Source organism: Shewanella sp. SR43-8 (assembly GCF_014163775.1).
Lineage (GTDB): Bacteria > Pseudomonadota > Gammaproteobacteria > Enterobacterales > Shewanellaceae > Shewanella > Shewanella vesiculosa.
On the sequence record NZ_JACJDX010000009.1, the window covers coordinates 1 to 20,000 of the forward strand.

A 20,000-nucleotide genomic window follows, 5' to 3' on the forward strand; every position below is an offset into this window, starting at 1 on the left:
TATCGCCGATGGTAGTGTGGGGTCTCCCCATGCGAGAGTAGGTCATTTCCAGGCGCCTAATTTCTCTTTTACGAAAGAGAAGTCTCCTGATAGTGACATATCAGTGACTTAAAAAGATTTAGCATCGTGCGCAAGCAATTTGCTAAAGGAGCGGTAGTTCAGTTGGTTAGAATACCGGCCTGTCACGCCGGGGGTCGCGGGTTCGAGTCCCGTCCGCTCCGCCAACTTAAGATGAAAGCCCTAGCAGAAATGCTAGGGCTTTTTTCGTTGCGCGATAAAAAGATAGGGCGATAAAAAGTTAACAACATAAAATCCCGCGGCGGTTCGTTGAAGTGACAAGGTTGCGAGATTATAGTGCTTGACCCATCCATGGCTTGTTAGCCTCTTTATGAACAGAAAGCGGCCAGTCTTTGTCGCAAAGACTCACGGATTAAGCTCCCGTCCATTTGAGTAACGTAAGCCGAAGGCTTTTGCTGTAATGCAAAGGCCTTTTTTGTGTCTGTAATTGGGTCAAATAGGTAAAAATATTAGCGAAGTTATCACTGATACACAGATTTTTAGTTGATGTTAACTGTATCGGTGAGCCGGTATTGTGCTGTGTTAATTGAGGCTCTTTGATGCTTATATCAATATTCACCCGCGCATTTATCGATAATAGGCCTCATTTGCAATGTGAGGCCTTGGTCATTTATTTAAAAATTTATTGCATCACTTCATCTAATAAACGGTTTTAAGTCAGCTCTGTTCTATAAGGAATGCTGCTTTGTGCTCCGCTGTGTGTAACGGCTATTGATGAGGCTAAGTTAGCAAAGATTACTGCATCTGTTAATGATTTTCCTTCGTCTAATGCCACCATTAGTGCACCGTTAAATGTGTCTCCGGCTGCAACCGTATCAATTGCATTAACTATGGGCGCAGGAATGATTTGTCCTTGGCCTTTTTCACTGACATAAGCGCCTTTACTTCCAAGTGTGATAATAACGGTATTAACGCCCTTATGATGAAGATCTTGTGCTGCTTTCTCTGCGCTTTGTTGATCGATAACCTCAATGCCAGTTAATGCAAAGGCTTCAGTCTCATTTGGGGTGATGATATCGATTAAGCGCAACAAGTCATTACTCAGTTTAGCTGCTGGAGCTGGATTGAGTATGGTCGTGCAGTGATACTGCTTGGCGAGGATTAATGCCTGATGAACAGTGTCTAACGAGGTTTCTAGTTGGACTAGTACGTAATCTGCTTGAGCAAACAATGCTTGTTGCTGCTGAATGTGCTCCGCAGACAAATAGGCGTTAGCACCAGGTACAACTCCGATGCTATTCTCACCGTGTTGATTAACAAATATTACGGCAGTGCCGGTACTCTGATTAGCTATATCATAACAGCCACTTAAATTGATTCCATCAGCAGCCCAAGTTTTGCGCATTATTACAGCGTTACTATCATCACCCAGAGCACAGATGAAATATACTTTCTGTTGAGGGTTACTCAATCTCCCAGCAGCCACAACTTGGTTTGCCCCTTTGCCACCAAGTTCTAGCCGATATTGCTGACTAATTAACGTCTGCCCAGCTTGGGGTAACTCATTAAATGTTAGAACATGATCGGCATTAGCACTGCCGACAACTAATAAAGTACTCATGTTTATCCTTAGTTGCCACGCCGATCTAGTTAAATCGGCATGGCATGAGTTCGTTAGTAATCGTTTAAACGCTCAATAATAAAGTCTACAAAACCCGTTCGGTTTATATTAAACAAGACTTTGGCATTATGTGGATTGTTGGTTAATTGATACCGATCAACCACTGTCATACCTTGGGTATATTGCCCTTTAGTTTCAATGCCAACCCAGCAATCAACAGCGGTAAACAATGATGGATTGAGTAACCATGCTATGGTGCAAGGATCATGTAATGGTGCACCTGTGAAACCCCATTTAGGGTCACGATGGTAAATCATAAAGAAGTCGAGCAGTTCGGCGACGCATTTGGCTATTGGGTTGTTGATTGCTCTAATACGTTCAATATCTTCATCCATGATTTGTGCTTCGTGGGTTACATCGAGTCCGCACATCACAATCGGTAAGCCAGATTTGAATACCATGTCAGCAGCTTCTGGGTCGACAAAAATATTAAACTCTGCCGCAGGAGTCCAATTGCCCACACCTGCTGCACCGCCCATCAGTACGATACTATCTATGTTGGAATGTAATTCAGGGTGTGCAGCGAGAAACAGGGCAATATTAGTTAACGGTCCTGTAGGAACAAGGGTGACGGGGTGCTTGCTGCCACGCACCTTATCGGCCATCAGTTCAATAGCGGTTTGTTGTACTGGTGCAAATGCCGGATCGGGAAGTTTTGGCCCATCAAGACCACTTTCACCGTGAACGTTGTCAGCAATAATAAGATCGCGAGTTAATGGTTTCGGAGCGCCACTTGCAACCGGAATATCATGTCGGCCTAATAGGGTAAGTACGCGCAATGCATTGTTTAAGGTCTTTTCTGGTGTTTGGTTACCGGCACTCGTTGTAATGGCCAACACATCAAGTTTTGCTGAACTTAGTGCTAAAATAAGTGAGATGGCATCGTCATGACCGGGATCGCAGTCGAGAATAACAGGACGTTTCATGGATAATTTCCTTATTCAATAAGAAAGTATAATGTACCACTATCATTGTTGTTGGCTTAATGCTTAAAAAGTAAAATGTGATCTAAAATACCATGGCATAGTGGTTGAGATAATCGATCTGCAGTAACTTGCCTTAGCTCAAGAGTTGTTGCAAATCTCTCAATGTAATTTGTTATTAACCATGCCGTGATGGATGGGTTGTTTTACGCTACAGTGTGGTTTTATTAAGTAGGTAGGATTATGAATTGTCGTTTAGGTTGCGGTGCTTGCTGTATTGCGCCTTCTATTACTAGTGCAATACCGGGAATGCCAAATGGTAAACCTGCAGGGGTGCGTTGTATCCAATTAAATGATGCTAACTTATGTATGATATTTGGTCAGCCAGAGCGTCCAGAGGTATGCGCTGAGTTTAGTGCAAGTATCGATGTATGTGGTACTAGCAATGATCAAGCTTTATGGTTGATCACTGATTTAGAGTCATCAACATGTTAATCTGCACTTATTATTTATCTTGGATATTTTAGACCATGCAACTAACCCGATATACAGATTTTGGTATCCGCATTTTAATGTATCTTGCTGTGCAATCTGAACGTGAAACTTTGTTTCGAATTGCCGAAGTCACCAGTGTATTTGATCTTTCTTCAAATCATGTGGCAAAGATAATTCATCAATTAGGTAAGATGGGATATTTGCAAACGGTCAGAGGCAAGAGTGGTGGTTTTAGATTAGCAAAGCCAGCAGATGAGGTGGTAATAGGGCAATTGGTTCGTGATTTAGAGCACTCATTAGCGCCTATCGATTGTGAGTCACCATATTGCCGCTTTACACCAATATGCCGATTAAAAGGCGTGTTAGCGCAGGCTGTTTCAGCTTATTTAGTGGTGCTTGACCAATACACATTAGCAGATATTGTCGCGAATAAATCAGAAATTCTAGCAACGTTACCAGACTTATCTATCTCAGTGTTGCAGGTGGAGTAGGTTGAGTTGATAAAGCAACATTGAGATCATCAAATAATTGAGATGTTGGCAGTAATGTAATGCCGTTGTCATTTAAACGAGCCAAATTAGCGTTCAAAAATCGGATGGTTTCAGGATAAGGATGGGCAATAGCAATCAGCTTACCTTGTTGTTTTGATTGTGTAATTATTAGTTGGAACTGTTTTTCAAGCGCTCGCTCACTAGTATCGTTATCTAAAAATATCTGCCTTCTCATTGATGGCACACCAAGCTGCATCGCCTTGTTGCTAGCTTTAGTATATTTAGTCGTAAAGCTGTCGATAAAAAACAGTTGTCGCTCTTTTAAACTCTGCATTACCCATAACATCGGCTTATCCATTTGAGTCAGTAAGCTGCCCATATGATTATTAGCCCCTTTCGCAAACGGAATATTAGCGAACGCACTTTGTAACTGTTGTTTAATTTGCACTTCAGTCATGTCGTTGGTTAATCCTCCCGGCCCTAATGCCTTGCCATTTAAGGCTTGCATTGGCAGGTGCAACATAATTTCATGGCCTTTGTTGAAACCATCAGTGGCCAGCTTTTTTCCAAGCGGAGTATGCGGTAATACCGATAAAGTGATGGCATTGGGTAATAACAATGCGGCTTCGTCAGTTGAACGATAACCTATATCGTCAATGATAATGGCTAGTTTGGCTGCCGTGGCAGGCACGATGCTACAGAGGCAGAGTAAGATAAATAGTAGATTGCGCACGAATTTGACTTATCTAGTTGGGTGAGTTTAATTGTTCAATGACATGCATAACAAGACGATTATAAACACAGTTACATAGCTTGATATAGCATTTGTTAAGGCAGTGCTACTGAATAGCGTCGTGCAGTGTTATTTTATATCCGCTATTACTCATCCGTGAGCCGATTTTATATCGCGTTTTGTTAAGCTTAACGGCAATAATAAGCCGGATCGACGGCCTTACCTTTGTTGCGAATTTCGAAGTACAGTCCTGGCTCACTTTGTCCGCCTGAACGACCGACAAGTGCAATAGACTCACCCGTTTTGACCATGTCGCCAGGTTGCCTCAATAATGTTTGGGCGTGACCATAGAGGCTCATATAGCCCTTACCATGATCAATCACTAACACCATACCAAAACCTCGTAGCCAGTCGGCATAAATGACTTTACCTGATGCAACCGCATTGATATTTTGTCCTTCTGGCGCCGAAAGTACTATGCCTTTCCAAACAATCTGTCCTGAGCGACTGCTGCCAAAGCGTTTACTCACTCTACCTTTGGTTGGCCATGTTAATTTGGCTTTTTGATTCAATAACCCATCCATTGTTGGGTTAGATTTGGCGGCTACCATGGCTTGTTGCACGATGCGCTTTAAACTTGCCTCTTCTATTTGCAGTTGTTCTAATTCTGCGCCTTTACTCGATAAGGTGCGCTGTAATTGAGTCAGAGTTTGCTGGCGTTGACCTTGCTCTTTGGTTAATTGCAGTGCTTGTTGTTTTTGATCTATCACTAAAGCATTGAGTTTTTGCTGCGCCGTGACTTGTAGTTGTTTTACTTTATTAAGGTCGATACTGGTTTGCTTCAGCTGCTGGATAGCGTCTATACGGGCATTATTCAGAAATTGATAATACGCCAGCATACGTTCAACCGTGGCTGGATTTTGCTGGTTAAGCATCATCTTGGTGTAATCATGATTACCGGCTAAATAAGCACTCGATAATTGTTTTGATAAGGTGTCTTGCTGACTTAGTTTCAGTTTAGCTAAGTCAATTTGTTGTTTATCCAGCTCTTTAAGTTTGATGTTAACCTCAGACAATGCCTTTTGTGATTGATTAACTTGTTGAGCGGCTTTTGCAATCGCTTTTTCATCACTTTTAAGCAGTGAAATGAGCTTCTCGCGTTGCTTCGAGGTATCTTTAAGGGAGTTTTGTTGTTGGTTTATTTGCGCTTGGATAGACTTCAAAGCCGATTGGCGTGAAGACAAATCGGCACTAGTTGCCGTAAATGAGAAGATTAGAAAGCCAGCAATAATGCTGGCTTTAACAAATAAACGAGTTATCACGAGTTAATGTTTACTCTTTAAGGTCAATGATACAGCGTCCACTCATTTCTTTCGGGATGCTTTGGCCCATTAAGGTTAACATAGTTGGCGCAATATCGCTCAAACGTCCACCATCTTTTATTACCGCATCACGGCCGACATAAACGAAGGGCACTAAGTTACTGGTGTGAGCTGTAAATGCTTGTCCATTAGACAGATCTGTCATCTTCTCCGCATTACCATGATCGGCAGTAATCAAGCATTCGCCATCAACTTTAGCTAAGGCTTCAACAACACGACCGATACAAGCATCAACGGCTTCACAAGCTTTAACTGCAGCATCAAACTTACCGCTATGGCCTACCATGTCACCATTTGGATAGTTACAAATAACCACATCATATTTATTTGATTCAATTGCGGCGACCAATTTGTCGGTTAATTCAGTTGAACTCATTTCAGGTTGTAAATCGTAAGTTGCGACCTTAGGTGACTCAATTAAAATGCGATCCTCGCCTTCAAATGGCTCTTCTTTACCGCCATTAAAAAAGAAGGTCACATGGGCATATTTTTCAGTTTCTGAAATGCGTAACTGAGTTTTATGCAGATTTTGCAGGGTTTCACCTAAAGTATTCACTAAATCACTCGATGGATAGGCTACTGGAGCCTTAATATCAGCCGCGTAATCAGTTAGCATTACAAAGTTAATTTTTGGTGTTTTATTACGTACAAAACCGTCAAAATCTGGGTTGACAAAGGTGCGAGTAATTTGACGAGCACGATCTGCGCGGAAGTTCATAAAAATGAGCGCATCGTTATCGTTAAGTTCAGCAGCCTCGCCTTGAGCATCAACAATCACAGATGCAGCAACAAACTCATCATTTTCGTCACGAGCATAGGCCGCTTCAAGTGCTTCAGGCGCAGAAGCATAGGTAAACTTGCCTTTACCTTCAGTGATTAACTCGTAGGCTTGCGATACTCGATCCCAACGGTTGTCGCGATCCATCGCAAAGTAGCGACCAATAAGCGATGCGGTACGGCCATGACCTAATTCAGCAAATAGTTCATCAAAATGAACCAAGCTATTTTTAGCACTACGAGGTGGTGTATCTCGGCCATCTAAAAAGGCATGCAAGTACACTTTAGTCGCGCCGCGTTCAATAGCCATGCGACACATTGCTTCAATGTGTTCTTCATGACTGTGTACACCACCGGCAGACAACAGCCCCATAATGTGCACCGCACCATTTGCGGCAATGGCTTTGTCTACTGCATTGCTAAGCGCAGGATTTTGTTCAAACTCATGATCGGCAATCGCTTTGCTGATGCGAGTGAGTTCTTGATACACGATGCGGCCTGAGCCGATATTGATATGGCCAACTTCAGAGTTACCCATTTGACCATCAGGCAAGCCGACGTCGATACCAGAACCCGAAATAAGACTGTGAGCATATTGTGCATTGAGCTTATCTAAAACAGGAGTCTTAGCATGAAAAACCGCGTTATCTTGCGTGTTTTCACTATAACCCCAGCCATCAAGGATAAGTAATGCGAGTGGACGTTTCTTTGTCATTATGCAAATACCTTTAAGTTGGAAATAGAAGAGTTAGAAAATTTCAATTGTATGAATATTACTACTTATCGATAGTGTGCAAAAGGCATATAGGTTTGAAGATATAACCAAAGCTGCTGATAACGAGGGGCGAGTCACGAATAACTCAGCGTAAAGCGTTTATTTTCGGTGTTTCTTTAATGAAAACTGCCGAGCAAAACGATATACTCGGGCCATCTCATCTTAGTCATCGTCAGAGAAATCAGTAATTATGCAAGAATATATGGAATTTTTTAAAGCGAACCCAATGTTAAGTTTAGCGTGGGTCGGCTTGTTTGTAGCGCTTGTTGTTAGTGTCATTAAATCTGGTACATCAAAAGTGAAGCACGTTAGCCATCAAGAGCTAACACTCATGGTAAATAAGCAAGATGCTAAAGTTGTTGATGTGCGTGGAAAAGAAGAATTTAAAAAAGGTCATATTGTTGATGCGCTTAATGTGACCTTGTCTGAAATAAAAAATAATCAAGTCACTAGCCTTGAAAAGTTCAAAACCAGCCCCATTATATTAGTATGTAACTCAGGTATGACATCGTCACAAGCCGCTCAACTTCTTACTAAACAAGGATTTGAGAATGTGTTTAACCTTAAGGGTGGCATGGGTGAATGGCAGGGTGCTAATTTACCCGTAGTTAAAAGCAAGCGTTAATATGGTTGCTTAATTGTATTCAGTGTTAATGCATTTGGGTATGAATTAACACTGTTTATTATCAAGATCTTGCTCGTTATGATTTATCGAGCTGGATCAACTTTACGGGATAGCACTAATGTTAGATTAATTCTTTATACATTAAGTGTGACAGCCCAACACAATTAGCTTCACAGAAAAGCTAAATAACATTGATAGGTAGGAAATTATGGCTGAAGTAGCAAACAACGAAGCACAAGCACCACAGTTCAACATTCAGCGTATTTATACAAAGGATTTGTCTTTTGAAACGCCAAATAGCCCTGCTGTTTTCCAGAAAGAATGGAACCCAGAAGTAAAATTGGATTTAGATACTCGTAGCAACAAGCTGTCAGATGACACATTTGAAGTTATCTTATCGTTAACTGTTACTGCTAAAAATGGCGAAGATACTGCCTTTTTATGTGAAGTTCAGCAAGCGGGTATTTTCTCAATCGTTGGCTTAACTGAACAACAACTTGCCCATTCTTTAGGCGCATATTGCCCTAACGTATTATTCCCGTACGCACGTGAATTAGTCGGTAACTTAGTTGGTCGTGGTACTTTCCCACAACTGAATCTTGCTCCAGTTAACTTTGATGCACTATTTGCTCAATACGTTCAACAGCGTCAAGCTGCTGCAACTGAAGCAGCAACTGCATAATTTATGAATAATGCTGCCGAAATTACGGTATTAGGGGCGGGGTCTTATGGCACCGCCCTTGCTATTTCTTTAGCCAGTAACGGTCATAAGACATTGCTTTGGGGTCACGATCCTAAGAGCATGCAAGTGTTAGCTGACAGTCGCTGTAACGAGCGTTTTCTTCCTGGTATTCAGTTCCCCGATTCTTTAGCAATCGAACCGGATTTAGGCAAAGCACTCGCGGCAAGCAAAAATATCTTAGTGGTTGTGCCCAGCCATGTGTTTGGTGATGTACTCAAACAAGCAAAGCCATTACTGCGAAAAGATGCACGTATTGTTTGGGCGACCAAAGGCTTAGAGCCTGAAACCGGTCGTTTGCTACAAGATGTGGCCCGTGAGCAATTAGGTGAGCAATATCCATTAGCGGTATTGTCAGGGCCTACGTTTGCTAAAGAGTTAGCCGCAGGCTTACCGACAGCCATTTCTGTAGCGGGTACTTGTCCCGAGTTTACTCATGATTTGGTCGAACTACTTCATAGCCCTAAACGTCTGCGTGTATACGCAAATGACGATTTTACTGGCATACAATTAGGTGGTGCAGTTAAAAACGTCATTGCTATTGGTGCTGGCATGTCAGATGGTATTGGCTTTGGTGCTAATGCACGTACAGCATTAATTACCCGCGGTTTAGTCGAACTTAGCCGTTTAGGTGTTGCGCTCGGCGCAGATGCCTCAACCTTTATCGGCATGGCGGGTTTAGGTGATTTGGTATTAACTTGTACCGATAATCAATCGCGTAACCGTCGTTTTGGCTTAGCTTTAGGTCAGGGCAAAGACGTGATCACCGCGCAAGAAGAAATCGGACAAGTGGTTGAAGGCTATCGCAATACCAAAGAAGTGTTTACTTTGGCTAAACGCCTTGGGGTAGAAATGCCGATTACCGAGCAAATCTATCAGGTGCTTTATCAAGGTAAAGCGCCAATTGAAGCTGCTAAAGAGTTACTTAGCCGTGAAAAAACGTCTGAAACACTCAAAAAATAGTGTCACACAGAAGCTAAGTTAATCGTGAGTAGTAACAAAAAAGGATGCTAAAATAGCATCCTTTTTTGCATTTGATGTTTATCAGTTAACTATTAAACAACCAATTGAAACAGTGTGGAGTAAAACGTGAAACATCATGACGTAATCATTATCGGTGCCGGCGCGGCAGGACTAATGTGTGCTGCGACAGCGGGCTATAGAGGTCGTGATGTGTTGGTGTTAGATAACGCCAAACAAGCTGGTAAAAAAATTCTTATCAGTGGTGGCGGGCGTTGCAATTTCACTAACCAAAAAGTGGAGCCGCACCAGTTCATCTGTGGCAATCCGCACTTTGTTAAATCGGCATTAGCGCGCTATCGATCAAGTGACTTTATTGATTTGGTTGAACGTCATGGCATTGAATACCATGAACGTGATCATGGTCAATTATTTTGTAATGACTCCGCTAAAGACATAGTCACCATGTTAATGACAGAGTGCGAATGGGCCGGGGTCAAGGTTCAGCTGCGTACTGAGATTTTATCGGTCAACAAAAGCGATACCGGCTTTACCTTAAGCACCTCTAATGGCGACTTTAGCTGCGGATCACTGGTTATTGCCACTGGTGGCTTATCCATGCCCAAATTAGGTGCTACGCCTTATGGTTACAAGCTTGCTGAGCAATTTGGTTTAAAGGTTCTGCCAACCAGTGCTGGTTTGGTTCCTTTTACTTGGCATGCCGAACAAAAAGTCCGCTTTGAGCCGTTATCGGGTATTGCTGTACCAACCACAATTACCGCGCAAGATGGCACCCAGTTTAGCGAAGCCTTATTATTTACTCATCGCGGCTTATCAGGCCCCGCGGTACTGCAAATTTCAAACTACTGGCAACCAGGTGAAGCCATTTCTATCAATTTATTACCGGGTGAAAACGCGTTAGATAAAATTGAATTTGCACTGAAACATCATCCGAAACAAAGCCTGCGTAATACCCTGAGCCAATGGTTACCTAAACGCTTGGTCGATGCACTGTTTGAAGAGTCGCTATTAGATAAAGCGCTAAATCAACTGGGGCACGGCGAGCGTGAAAAGTTAGCAAATGAATTAAATAACTGGTCAATTATTATGAATGGCACAGAAGGTTACCGCACCGCCGAAGTGACTTTAGGTGGTGTTGATTCTAATGAGCTGTCATCTAAAACCATGCAAGCTAACAAAGTACCAGGATTGTATTTTATTGGTGAAGTAATGGATGTAAGTGGTTGGTTAGGCGGGTTTAATTTTCAATGGGCCTGGTCATCCGGTGTCGCGGCAGGGTTGGCGGTTTAGATGTTTTGGCACATGTGTAGAGACAATAAAGTTTGCCCGTAGTGGCTTTTGACACAATGTTTTTTCTGGGTGGAATATATCTGCATATGTTTTAAATGATTGTTAACGATAACAATAGCCGCATTTTTTGCTAAACCGATTCATTGAACTGGATCGGTTTTTTTGTAACTCAAGCTTGTATATGTAAATAATCATATATACACTCAGGTGTATATTTTGTATTGCGTGTTAGTGAGTCAACAATGAAAAAGAAAACGGTGTTGTTTCTCTGTACTGGCAATTCGGCGCGCTCGCAAATGGCTGAAGCCTTACTAAGAAGTAGAGCTGCGGATCTATTTGATGTATTTAGTGCTGGCACACAGCCTGAAGATATTGACCAAAGGGCCATTGACGCCATAGCTCGCTTTGGCGCTGACACTCGGGGTTTAGTGTCTAAAAAGCTACAAACCTTTGCGGGTAAAACATTTGATTACGTGATTACCCTTTGTGACAAAGCCAATAACGAATGTCGTAGTTATCCTGGCGCGGGTAAGCAGCTGGCGTGGGACTTTCCTGATCCTAAAAATCGCGCAGGTGAGCAAGCATTTTTGACCACCTTAAATGACATCAACAACCGCCTGACGATGTTTTTGTCAGTGGAGCAACCAACTACAGAGCCAATGTCGCTAGAGACTCAGTCTGCATTGAATGCCGCTGAATTCTCCAGTATTGATCCCCTCGCGTTTTATAAATGCCTTACCGATGACATTCGCTTAAAAAGCTTAATGTTGACCCATTACCACGGTGAATTGTGTGTGTGTGAGCTAATGGCAGCGCTGAATGAAGATAGCCAACCTAAGGTGTCGCGTAATTTAGCCTTGTTAAAAAAGGCTGCGATTATTAGCGACAGAAAAAACGGTCAATGGGTGTTTTATCGCATCAATCCTAACTTACCCCTATGGGCCAAATCAGTAATAGCACAAACCACCGAAAACAACCTTGGGTTGATTATGTCGTCATTACAACGATTAGACATTATGCAAAATAGGCCTAATAAGGTGAGCTTTTGTCGCTAGTCTGATGTTGTCATTTTAAGAATACGTTGTGGTATACCTCGTTGTTTGGAGTCATTTGTATGGGAACGTTCGAACGGTTTTTATCGGTATGGGTTGGCTTAAGCATGTTGGCCGGAGTGTTGTTAGGTTTATGGCAGCCCGAGGTCTTTCAGGCTATCGCTAATCTTGAAATCGCCCACGTTAACTTGGTTGTTGCGGTGTTTATTTGGGTGATGATTTATCCAATGATGGTGCAAATTGATTTTTCGGCAATGAAAGATGTAGGTAAAAACCCTAAGGGATTATTACTCACCATTGTCATTAATTGGTTAATTAAACCCTTTACCATGGCAGCATTGGGCTGGTTGTTTTTTAAGGTGCTGTTTGCCGATTTAGTCGACCCTGCATCTGCGCAAGAGTATATCGCAGGGATGATTTTATTAGGCGTTGCCCCTTGTACCGCAATGGTGTTCGTGTGGTCGCAATTAACTAAAGGTGATGCGAACTACACATTAGTGCAAGTGTCAGTTAATGACGTAATTATGATTTTTGCCTTTGCGCCAATTACTGCATTATTACTGGGTGTAAGCGATATTCAGGTGCCATGGGAAACCTTGCTTATATCGGTATTACTGTATGTGTTGTTGCCACTATTGGCTGGTGTAACAACGCGTTACTTGCTTAATCGCCGGCATGGCTTAGCCGCTGTTAACTCATTTTTGGCCAATTTAAAACCATGGTCGATTATCGGTTTACTGGCCACAGTGGTGTTGTTGTTCGGTTTTCAAGCTGAAGTGATTGTGTCAGATCCGCAAACCATTGGCTTAATTGCCATACCACTAGTTATTCAAACGTACGGTATTTTTATTATTGGGTACATAGCAGCTAAATGGCTGAAATTAGCCCATAACATTGCCGCCCCAGCTTGTTTAATTGGTACATCTAACTTTTTCGAGCTAGCTGTCGCTGTGGCGATATCGTTATTTGGGCTGCACTCAGGAGCCGCGTTGGCTACGGTTGTAGGGGTATTAGTTGAAGTGCCGGTGATGTTATCGCTGGTGGCCATTATCAATCGGACTCAACATTGGTTTAAACATTAATTAAGTCAGTTTGTGAATTCGGCTTTGTGAATCAATTTATGAACATATTTTGAAGTTACTTTTTGGAGTTAACCATGCAAGCTCATCCTTATGATGTTTTAGCGTTAGATAATGGCGCCAAGCTGATTTTTACCCCGTGTCCTGGTACCAAAGATGAAGCATTAGCTGCGTCAGTTGCCACATTAAAGGCGGCGGGTGCAAAAATGCTAATCACTTTGATGTTTGATGACGAAATAGTGCGTAATAAAGCGGAGGATTTAGCCGCAGAATGTGCCTCACAGGCTATTACTTGGGTGCAATTGCCCATAGCTGATGATGCTGCACCAGGGCAAGCGTTTGAAACTCAGTGGTTAGCCCATAAACTCCAGATTATTGAATTGCTGAATAACCGAAGCGCTATCGCAGTGCATTGTAAAGGCGGCTCGGGCCGCACGGGATTAGTGATTGGTCTGATATTAGTAAGCTTAGGCTGGCCTAAAGATAAAGTGATTAATGCAGTGCAAACTCTGCGACCCAAGGCGCTGACTCATCCGGTTCAGCGTGAATATTTTGATGCATTTAATGGTTAGCATGTAGTGACTAACCTTTAACATTACCACTTAAAAATGAGCGCAAGCTTAGGACACCATCATGACAATAAAAATAGGCATTAACGGTTTTGGCCGTATGGGACGTTTATCAATGCGTGCGGCGTATGATTGGGACGATGTTGAAATTGTGCACATTAATGATCCCGCTGGCGATGCTGCTACGCTGGCGCACTTAATGACCTTTGATTCAGTTCATGGTCGTTGGCATCATGAAGCGACACATGATGGTGATGCCATAGTGATTAAGGGTAAAGCTATTCCTTGCAGTCGTAATGTGGCCACCCAAGACACTGATTGGTCAAAATGCGATGTAGTGATTGAAGCCTCCGGCAAGATAAAAACCAAAGCCTTGCTACAAGCTTACTTAGATCAAGGGGTCAAAAGAGTTGTAGTAACCGCGCCAGTAAAAGAAGACGGTGTGCTCAATATTGTGATGGGCGTAAATGAGCATTTATACGATAAAGCGATTCATCCAATCGTAACGGCAGCTTCTTGTACCACCAATTGTTTAGCGCCTGTGGTAAAAGTTATCCACGAAAAAATAGGCATTAAACATGGCTCGATGACCACTATTCATGACATTACTAACACCCAAACGATTTTAGATGCACCGCATCAAGATTTACGCCGCGCCCGTGCGTGTGGCATCAGTTTAATTCCAACCACCACCGGCTCTGCTACTGCTATTACCCATATTTTTCCTGAATTGAAAGGCAAGTTAAATGGCCATGCGATTCGGGTGCCGCTAGCCAATGCATCGCTTACCGATTGTGTGTTTGAAGTGGCCCGTGGCACAACGGCAGAAGAAGTAAACCAGCTTCTGAAGCAAGCTGCTGATAGCGAACTTAAGGGGATTATGGGTTATGAAGAGCGCCCATTAGTGTCGGTCGATTATAAAACCGATCCACGCTCCAGTATTATCGATGCCTTATCGACTATGGTGGTTAATGATACCCAAGTTAAGCTGTATGTGTGGTACGACAATGAGTGGGGTTACGCTAACCGCACCGCTGAGCTCGCGCGCAAAGTAGGTTTGGCAGACAAGGAATAAGCTAACATGGGGCTGTTAACTTTCAGTACATTGCCATCTCACATTAAGCAATATCTAATAATCACTGGTAATTATTGGGCATTTACCTTAACCGATGGTGCACTGCGTATGCTGGTGGTGCTGTATTTTCATCAGCTAGGTTACAGCCCGTTCAATATCGCGATGTTGTTTTTGTTTTATGAGATTTTTGGTGTCGTCACTAATCTTGTAGGTGGTTGGCTAGGGGCAAGGCTTGGCTTAAATAACACCATGAACATTGGCTTAGGGTTACAAATAGTTGCGCTAGCTATGTTGGCCGTACCAGCGGACATGTTGACCATAATGTATGTCATGGTTGCGCAAGCCTTGTCGGGTATTGCTAAAGACCTCAATAAAATGAGCGCCAAGAGTGCGATTAAAATGTTGGTGCCTAGTGATGCGCAGAGCAAGTTGTATCAATGGGTGGCCATTCTTACTGGCTCTAAAAATGCGTTAAAAGGACTGGGGTTCTTTTTAGGTGGCATTTTGCTCACGCTATTTGAATTTCGCGGTGCAGTGCTGTTGATGGCAGCCTTATTAGCTTGTGTGTGGGTGATGAGTCTATTGAGCTTAAAAGCGGATTTAGGCAAAGCGAAAAATAAACCTAAATTTATCGATATTTTTTCCAAAAGTCCGGCGATTAATTTGTTGTCGGCAGCGCGAATGTTTTTGTTTGGTGCTCGAGATGTATGGTTTGTGGTGGCGTTACCAGTGTTTCTAGCGGTGACATTTGAATGGGATCATTGGTGGGTGGGCGGTTTTATGGCGAGTTGGGTGATTGGCTACGGCATCGTCCAGTCATTTGCGCCTTATGTTACTGGTAAAAAACACGGCAAAGTACCAACAGGACGCGCAGCCTTTGTATGGGCTGGCTACTTATTACTTATTCCTGCTGCTATTGCTCTTGCGTTGCACTTTAACTTTTATATCCACGTGACATTAATTGCCGGATTAATGCTATTTGGCGCTGTGTTTGCCATTAACTCGTCACTGCACAGTTATCTGATTGTTAGTTATGCAGGGCATGATGGCGTGTCACTTGATGTGGGATTTTATTACATGGCCAACGCCATGGGACGTCTTATCGGCACCGTTCTTTCGGGGTTGGTGTATCAAATATACGGTTTAGAAGCTTGTTTGTGGATATCGAGTGGCTTTATAGCGCTAGCAACATTAATATCATTTAAGCTGCCGTATACGTTGTAATGCTTGGTGTTATTCTGGCGGCGCTTATGTTGACTCCTTTTCATTGCTCCTTTCGATACTGGTTCGCTAGTATCTGAAACTCTTACCGGAAACATCGGTAAAAAGTGCCTACAAGTCTGTGGCTCTTCCATCGCTCATTTTTCGATATTAAATTAAATCCTTTATAATCATGGTTTTAATTTTTTATTTACTGTTGGCACGATGTTGGCATTAGTAAAAACATAGTCGTTGTGTAAATGGTTAATTCTCAGATGGTTAGGTATGAGGTCGATATCAAAAGGATTAGCACATCACGCACCATACTGTAAATCGTACACCAAGGAGGTTTTTATGTTGGGCTGGACATTAATGTTTTTAGTTATAGCCGTTATAGCAGGACTATTGGGTTTTACTGGTATTGCTGGAGCCGCAGCAGGGATCGCCAAAATTATTTTCTTTATCTTTATTGTATTACTGGTGATTTCATTATTATCCAGTGCGATTAGAGGTAAAGGTCCCCGAGCATAGTAGGTAACCTGAGCTCTGAAGCCGAGTTAAGGTTAGCGACAAAACGTTATTCGATTACAACCATCATCTAGGAGATGAATATGAAATTATTAAAATTACTGACAATGGCAAGTTTAATGGTGTTTTTAACGGCTGGTTTATCAGCATGTTCAGACAATAAAGCTGAGAATGCTGGTGAGAAAGTGGATGAAATGATCCAAGATGCTGGTAATGCTGTTGAAGATGCATGTGAAGATGTAAAAGAAGGCATGAAGTCAGAAGATCCAGACTGTTAAATACAGTGCAATCTGATTAACTATTTAATCCGTTCAGAGCCGTTAGGTTATTAACGTAAAGTACATTGATGTCAAAGGTCACGACTTGTTTAGACTCATATAAGTCAATGTAAAATCTTAAGAGCGTGGCGCGAAGTGATTAGATAGTTATAGTGATAAGTATTGTCTTAAGCAGCACTCATGTGCTGCTTTTTTTAAAAAAGGAGGACCACAATGCTCACCCGTATCCATATTAAATATTATTATACCCTTGGTACGTTATTGGCTGCGTGCTTATGTGTGGCGCTTCCTTATGTGTTACTTAAGCTTGTTTTTGCGTGGCTTGCATTATCTTTAGGCTTGGTGAGTTCGGCGTATTGGTTTAATAGTGCAGGTATTTTCCGTAAACGCCAAGATGGCAGTATTCCTTGGTATATAGGTTGGAGCTTTATTCCGTTTTTATTGGGTTGCCAGCTATATAACGCCTGGGCGAGAAAAAATGACAAAGTTCCTGCAATACAAAAAATTGATAAGCAGCTGTATTTAGCCTGCCGGTTGTTTTCTGGCGATATTGACCGACTAAAGCATGAGAAAATTGATGCTATTTTAGATGTTACTGCAGAATTTGACGCATTAGAGTGGACTCTGGTTGATGAAAATATTGCCTATTTAAATATTCCGGTATTGGATCACAGCGTACCTAGCGTCGCACAGTTAAATCAAGCGATTAATTGGTTACATAACCAAGTCAGTAATGGCAAAAATGTCGTAGTACATTGTGCATTAGGTCGAGGGCGTTCGGTGTTAGTGCTAGCCGCCTACTTAGTGTGCCGTGAGCAAAATCGTAATGTTAATGATGTGCTGAAATCTATCAGTAGTATTCGTCAAACCGCGCGGTTAAATAAATGGCAGTTAGCGGCCGTCGAAAAAATGCATCGCCTGAATCAAATTCATATCCATAAACGCGCTTGGTTGATAGTGAACCCAGTGTCAGGTGGCGGTAAGTGGCATGATGAAGCCGATCATATAACTCAAACCTTGAGCGATTATTTTCAGCTTGAAGTCTTATATACCACTAAAGACAAGTCTGCGGTGCAACTAACCGAACATGCCAAAAAACAGGGGGCTGATATTATTGTTGCTTGTGGTGGAGATGGCACAGTTAACGAGGTTGCATCGGTGATTGTCGACAGTGATATTTATCTAGGTATTATTCCTATGGGCACCACTAATGCACTTAGTCACACCTTGTTTGGTATCACCAGTAAGTTAGTACCGGTATCGCAAGCGCTTGATATTTTGATTCAAGGTTATTCTCAGCGCATAGATACTGCCATGTGTAATGAGCAATTGATGTTGTTGCTAGCGGGCTTGGGCTTTGAGCGGAAAATGATACAGAAAGCCGATCGCGACCGCAAAAATGAGCTCGGACAGTTGGCTTACCTTAATGGTTTGTGGGAGGCGATAGATGAAAATCAGCCTTTGTCGATGAAATTACAGCTTGATAGTGGTGACATTCAAATGATTAACACCACGAGTTTAGTGATTGCCAATGCGGCGCCATTCACCAGTGTATTAGCCCAAGGAAATGGTGAACCCAATATTACCGATGGTTTGTTAGACATTACTTGGATTGAGTCCAGTGAGACATCACCACAACAATTATTGAGTATGACCGAGCTATTATTTGCCGGATTAACAGGCGAGCGTGAAGATGATCAGCAGAGTGGAATTCATCATGAGCAAGCTAAGACGATTCAGTTGAGCACGGACTCGTTGTGCAAATATGTTATTGATGGTGAGTTATTTGAGTCTGAAGATTTATGCATCAAGGTTAAACCTAAGTCATTAAATGTGTTGCTGCCTCAAGCGAGCAAACACATTTAATCACTTAGCACGCTGTTAAGGTTCGTCAGGACTCGTTTGGTCTTGGTATTTACTTAACTTGTTATAAAGGGTTTTAACGCTGATACCTAATTGTTTTGCAGTTTCATTTTTATTGCCCATCGATTCATCAAGGGCCTGATAAATTGCAGCTTTTTCTAGTTCGTCGAGGCGCATGCCCACAGGTATTTGTACGCCGTCAGTTAACGGCTCTGTTGAAGGTTCTAGCGATGACACCATGATATGGCTCGGTAAAATTTCGTTTTCTGCCAGAATATATGCACGTTCAATAGCGTGTTTCAATTCGCGGACATTACCAGGCCATTTTTGTTGTTGGATCAGGTTAAGAGCATCATCTGAAAACATTTTTGTGAGTTTTTCAGCTGTGTTTCGATATGCCAAAAAGTGCTGTGCGAGTCCACTTATGTCGTTGTTACGGTTGCGTAATGGTGGCACTTGGATGGGAAAATGCGCTAAACGAAAATATAAGTCTTCGCGAAAATGACCCGCATCAATAGCGTCGGCTAGATCGCGGTTAGTGGCGGCAATAATACGAACATTGGCTTTTTTAAGATGTTGTGAGCCCACCGAGCGATATTCATTATTTTCGAGTACGCGTAGTAATTTTACTTGGTGTTCTAATGGCATTTCGGTGACTTCATCAAGAAATAAGGTGCCGCCTTCTGCCTGCTCAAATACACCACGGTGATCTCGATGAGCACCAGTAAAAGCGCCTTTTACATGCCCAAACAGTTCGCTGTCGACCAGTTCAGGGCTTAATGCACCACAGTTAATTGCGATAAAGGGTTCGTCGACTCTATGACTAGCCAAATGAATAGTATTGGCAACGAGCTCTTTACCTGCACCGCTTTCACCAATGATGAGCACGTTGCTCTCGGTGACGGCGACTTTACGAATAGTGCGATATAACTTGTGCATCGCACGCGATGAACCAACCAATAAACCATATTGGTCTAGTTCACTCGAAAAAGGCTGTTTTTGCTTAGTCGATTGCGATTTGAAGTCTCGGGCAAAGTCTTCTAGCGTGTCGTTAATCACATCAGCATCGTAAGGCTGGCGAAAATGATAACCAGCTGTTTTTGACATTAAATGATCTAAGTTGGGGTTTGGCTTACCTTCGGTTAAGAAGATGAGCTCAATATCAGACATTATCGAACTGTCAGTTAGCTCAGCGTATTCTTGTTGGCTTAATTGTGACAGTTCAATGATAGCAACGTCTATTAAGTTACTCTTCAGTTGGTCTAACCAGGACTGGTCAACTGAGCTGGCAATCTTATTAAAGTGCTGGCTACTTGGTAAAGCAAGTAGACGAGCTTCACCTTCTTGACGGTGTAAATGGTAAAAAAGTGTTGGACGTGGCATGCCGATTCACTCCCTGTGGTATGTAGTCCAATGTTTGTCTCGGGTGTCGTGTGACAACTAAAG

At 42.5% G+C, this 20,000-nt stretch carries 20 protein-coding genes and 1 tRNA gene; 15 read left to right on the forward strand and 6 right to left on the reverse strand.

What is annotated here, in order from left to right:
* Nucleotides 1–147 precede the first annotated feature (147 nt).
* A tRNA-Asp gene (locus tag H5114_RS12700) sits at nt 148–224 on the forward strand.
* Between the two features lie 506 nt (nt 225–730).
* Here the strand turns inward: H5114_RS12700 and rbsK are convergent.
* Both rbsK and rihA read right to left on the reverse strand, forming a co-directional pair.
* Nucleotides 731–1,639 (reverse strand): ribokinase, encoded by a 909-nt coding sequence (gene rbsK, locus H5114_RS12705; RefSeq protein ID WP_182723129.1) that lies wholly within the window; start codon nt 1,637–1,639, stop codon nt 731–733.
* Nucleotides 1,640–1,692: 53 nt separating this feature from the next.
* Complete coding sequence (gene rihA, locus H5114_RS12710) at nt 1,693–2,625, reverse strand: pyrimidine-specific ribonucleoside hydrolase RihA (RefSeq protein ID WP_182723130.1); 933 nt, start codon at nt 2,623–2,625, stop codon at nt 1,693–1,695.
* 240 nt (nt 2,626–2,865) lie between these two features.
* Between rihA and H5114_RS12715 the strand changes: the two genes are divergently transcribed.
* Both H5114_RS12715 and H5114_RS12720 read left to right on the forward strand, forming a co-directional pair.
* Nucleotides 2,866–3,117 (forward strand): YkgJ family cysteine cluster protein, encoded by a 252-nt coding sequence (locus tag H5114_RS12715; protein ID WP_124016622.1) that lies wholly within the window; start codon nt 2,866–2,868, stop codon nt 3,115–3,117.
* Between the two features lie 35 nt (nt 3,118–3,152).
* The gene (locus H5114_RS12720) at nt 3,153–3,608 is read left to right on the forward strand and encodes an Rrf2 family transcriptional regulator (protein WP_182723131.1); all 456 of its coding nucleotides are present in this window, start codon (nt 3,153–3,155) and stop codon (nt 3,606–3,608) included.
* Here H5114_RS12720 and H5114_RS12725 read toward each other — a convergent pair.
* The 3 genes from H5114_RS12725 to gpmM all read right to left on the reverse strand — a co-directional run bounded on the left by H5114_RS12725 (nt 3,583) and on the right by gpmM (nt 7,218).
* Complete coding sequence (locus tag H5114_RS12725; RefSeq protein ID WP_310736393.1) at nt 3,583–4,341, reverse strand: divergent polysaccharide deacetylase family protein; 759 nt, start codon at nt 4,339–4,341, stop codon at nt 3,583–3,585. The two genes, H5114_RS12720 and H5114_RS12725, sit on opposite strands and share 26 nt — an antisense overlap.
* A 188-nt stretch (nt 4,342–4,529) precedes the next feature.
* Nucleotides 4,530–5,663 carry a peptidoglycan DD-metalloendopeptidase family protein gene (locus H5114_RS12730; protein ID WP_182723132.1) on the reverse strand — a complete coding sequence of 378 codons (1,134 nt, stop codon included), beginning with the start codon at nt 5,661–5,663 and terminating at the stop codon, nt 4,530–4,532.
* A gap of 10 nt (nt 5,664–5,673) precedes the next feature.
* Nucleotides 5,674–7,218 (reverse strand): 2,3-bisphosphoglycerate-independent phosphoglycerate mutase, encoded by a 1,545-nt coding sequence (gpmM, locus tag H5114_RS12735; RefSeq protein ID WP_182723225.1) that lies wholly within the window; start codon nt 7,216–7,218, stop codon nt 5,674–5,676.
* A 247-nt stretch (nt 7,219–7,465) separates the two neighbouring features.
* Between gpmM and H5114_RS12740 the strand changes: the two genes are divergently transcribed.
* The 12 genes from H5114_RS12740 to H5114_RS12795 all read left to right on the forward strand — a co-directional run bounded on the left by H5114_RS12740 (nt 7,466) and on the right by H5114_RS12795 (nt 18,557).
* A complete protein-coding gene (locus H5114_RS12740; protein WP_124016626.1) occupies nt 7,466–7,900 on the forward strand; it encodes a rhodanese-like domain-containing protein in 435 nt (144 codons plus the stop codon).
* Between the two features lie 208 nt (nt 7,901–8,108).
* On the forward strand, nt 8,109–8,582 hold the full coding sequence (secB, locus tag H5114_RS12745) for a protein-export chaperone SecB (protein ID WP_124016627.1): 474 nt from the start codon (nt 8,109–8,111) through the stop codon (nt 8,580–8,582).
* A gap of 3 nt (nt 8,583–8,585) precedes the next feature.
* A complete protein-coding gene (gpsA, locus tag H5114_RS12750) occupies nt 8,586–9,602 on the forward strand; it encodes an NAD(P)H-dependent glycerol-3-phosphate dehydrogenase (protein ID WP_124016628.1) in 1,017 nt (338 codons plus the stop codon).
* Nucleotides 9,603–9,728: 126 nt separating this feature from the next.
* The gene (locus tag H5114_RS12755) at nt 9,729–10,910 is read left to right on the forward strand and encodes an NAD(P)/FAD-dependent oxidoreductase (RefSeq protein WP_182723133.1); all 1,182 of its coding nucleotides are present in this window, start codon (nt 9,729–9,731) and stop codon (nt 10,908–10,910) included.
* 242 nt (nt 10,911–11,152) lie between these two features.
* Complete coding sequence (locus H5114_RS12760) at nt 11,153–11,965, forward strand: metalloregulator ArsR/SmtB family transcription factor (RefSeq protein WP_124016630.1); 813 nt, start codon at nt 11,153–11,155, stop codon at nt 11,963–11,965.
* Between the two features lie 59 nt (nt 11,966–12,024).
* Entirely contained in the window at nt 12,025–13,044 is a 1,020-nt protein-coding gene (gene arsB, locus H5114_RS12765) for an ACR3 family arsenite efflux transporter (protein WP_182723134.1), read from the forward strand.
* Nucleotides 13,045–13,118: 74 nt separating this feature from the next.
* Nucleotides 13,119–13,613: a tyrosine-protein phosphatase gene (locus H5114_RS12770; RefSeq protein ID WP_182723135.1), complete on the forward strand. Its 495-nt coding sequence runs from the start codon at nt 13,119–13,121 to the stop codon at nt 13,611–13,613.
* Between the two features lie 61 nt (nt 13,614–13,674).
* Nucleotides 13,675–14,685 (forward strand): ArsJ-associated glyceraldehyde-3-phosphate dehydrogenase, encoded by a 1,011-nt coding sequence (locus H5114_RS12775; protein ID WP_124016633.1) that lies wholly within the window; start codon nt 13,675–13,677, stop codon nt 14,683–14,685.
* 6 nt (nt 14,686–14,691) lie between these two features.
* The gene (arsJ, locus tag H5114_RS12780) at nt 14,692–15,909 is read left to right on the forward strand and encodes an organoarsenical effux MFS transporter ArsJ (RefSeq protein ID WP_182723136.1); all 1,218 of its coding nucleotides are present in this window, start codon (nt 14,692–14,694) and stop codon (nt 15,907–15,909) included.
* A gap of 330 nt (nt 15,910–16,239) precedes the next feature.
* Nucleotides 16,240–16,416: a DUF1328 family protein gene (locus H5114_RS12785; RefSeq protein ID WP_124016635.1), complete on the forward strand. Its 177-nt coding sequence runs from the start codon at nt 16,240–16,242 to the stop codon at nt 16,414–16,416.
* A gap of 80 nt (nt 16,417–16,496) precedes the next feature.
* Entirely contained in the window at nt 16,497–16,691 is a 195-nt protein-coding gene (locus tag H5114_RS12790; protein WP_124016636.1) for a hypothetical protein, read from the forward strand.
* Nucleotides 16,692–16,904: 213 nt separating this feature from the next.
* Nucleotides 16,905–18,557 carry a diacylglycerol kinase family protein gene (locus tag H5114_RS12795; protein ID WP_124016637.1) on the forward strand — a complete coding sequence of 551 codons (1,653 nt, stop codon included), beginning with the start codon at nt 16,905–16,907 and terminating at the stop codon, nt 18,555–18,557.
* 15 nt (nt 18,558–18,572) lie between these two features.
* Here the strand turns inward: H5114_RS12795 and H5114_RS12800 are convergent, their stop codons facing one another.
* Nucleotides 18,573–19,937 carry a sigma-54-dependent Fis family transcriptional regulator gene (locus tag H5114_RS12800; protein WP_182723137.1) on the reverse strand — a complete coding sequence of 455 codons (1,365 nt, stop codon included), beginning with the start codon at nt 19,935–19,937 and terminating at the stop codon, nt 18,573–18,575.
* Nucleotides 19,938–20,000 lie beyond the last annotated feature (63 nt).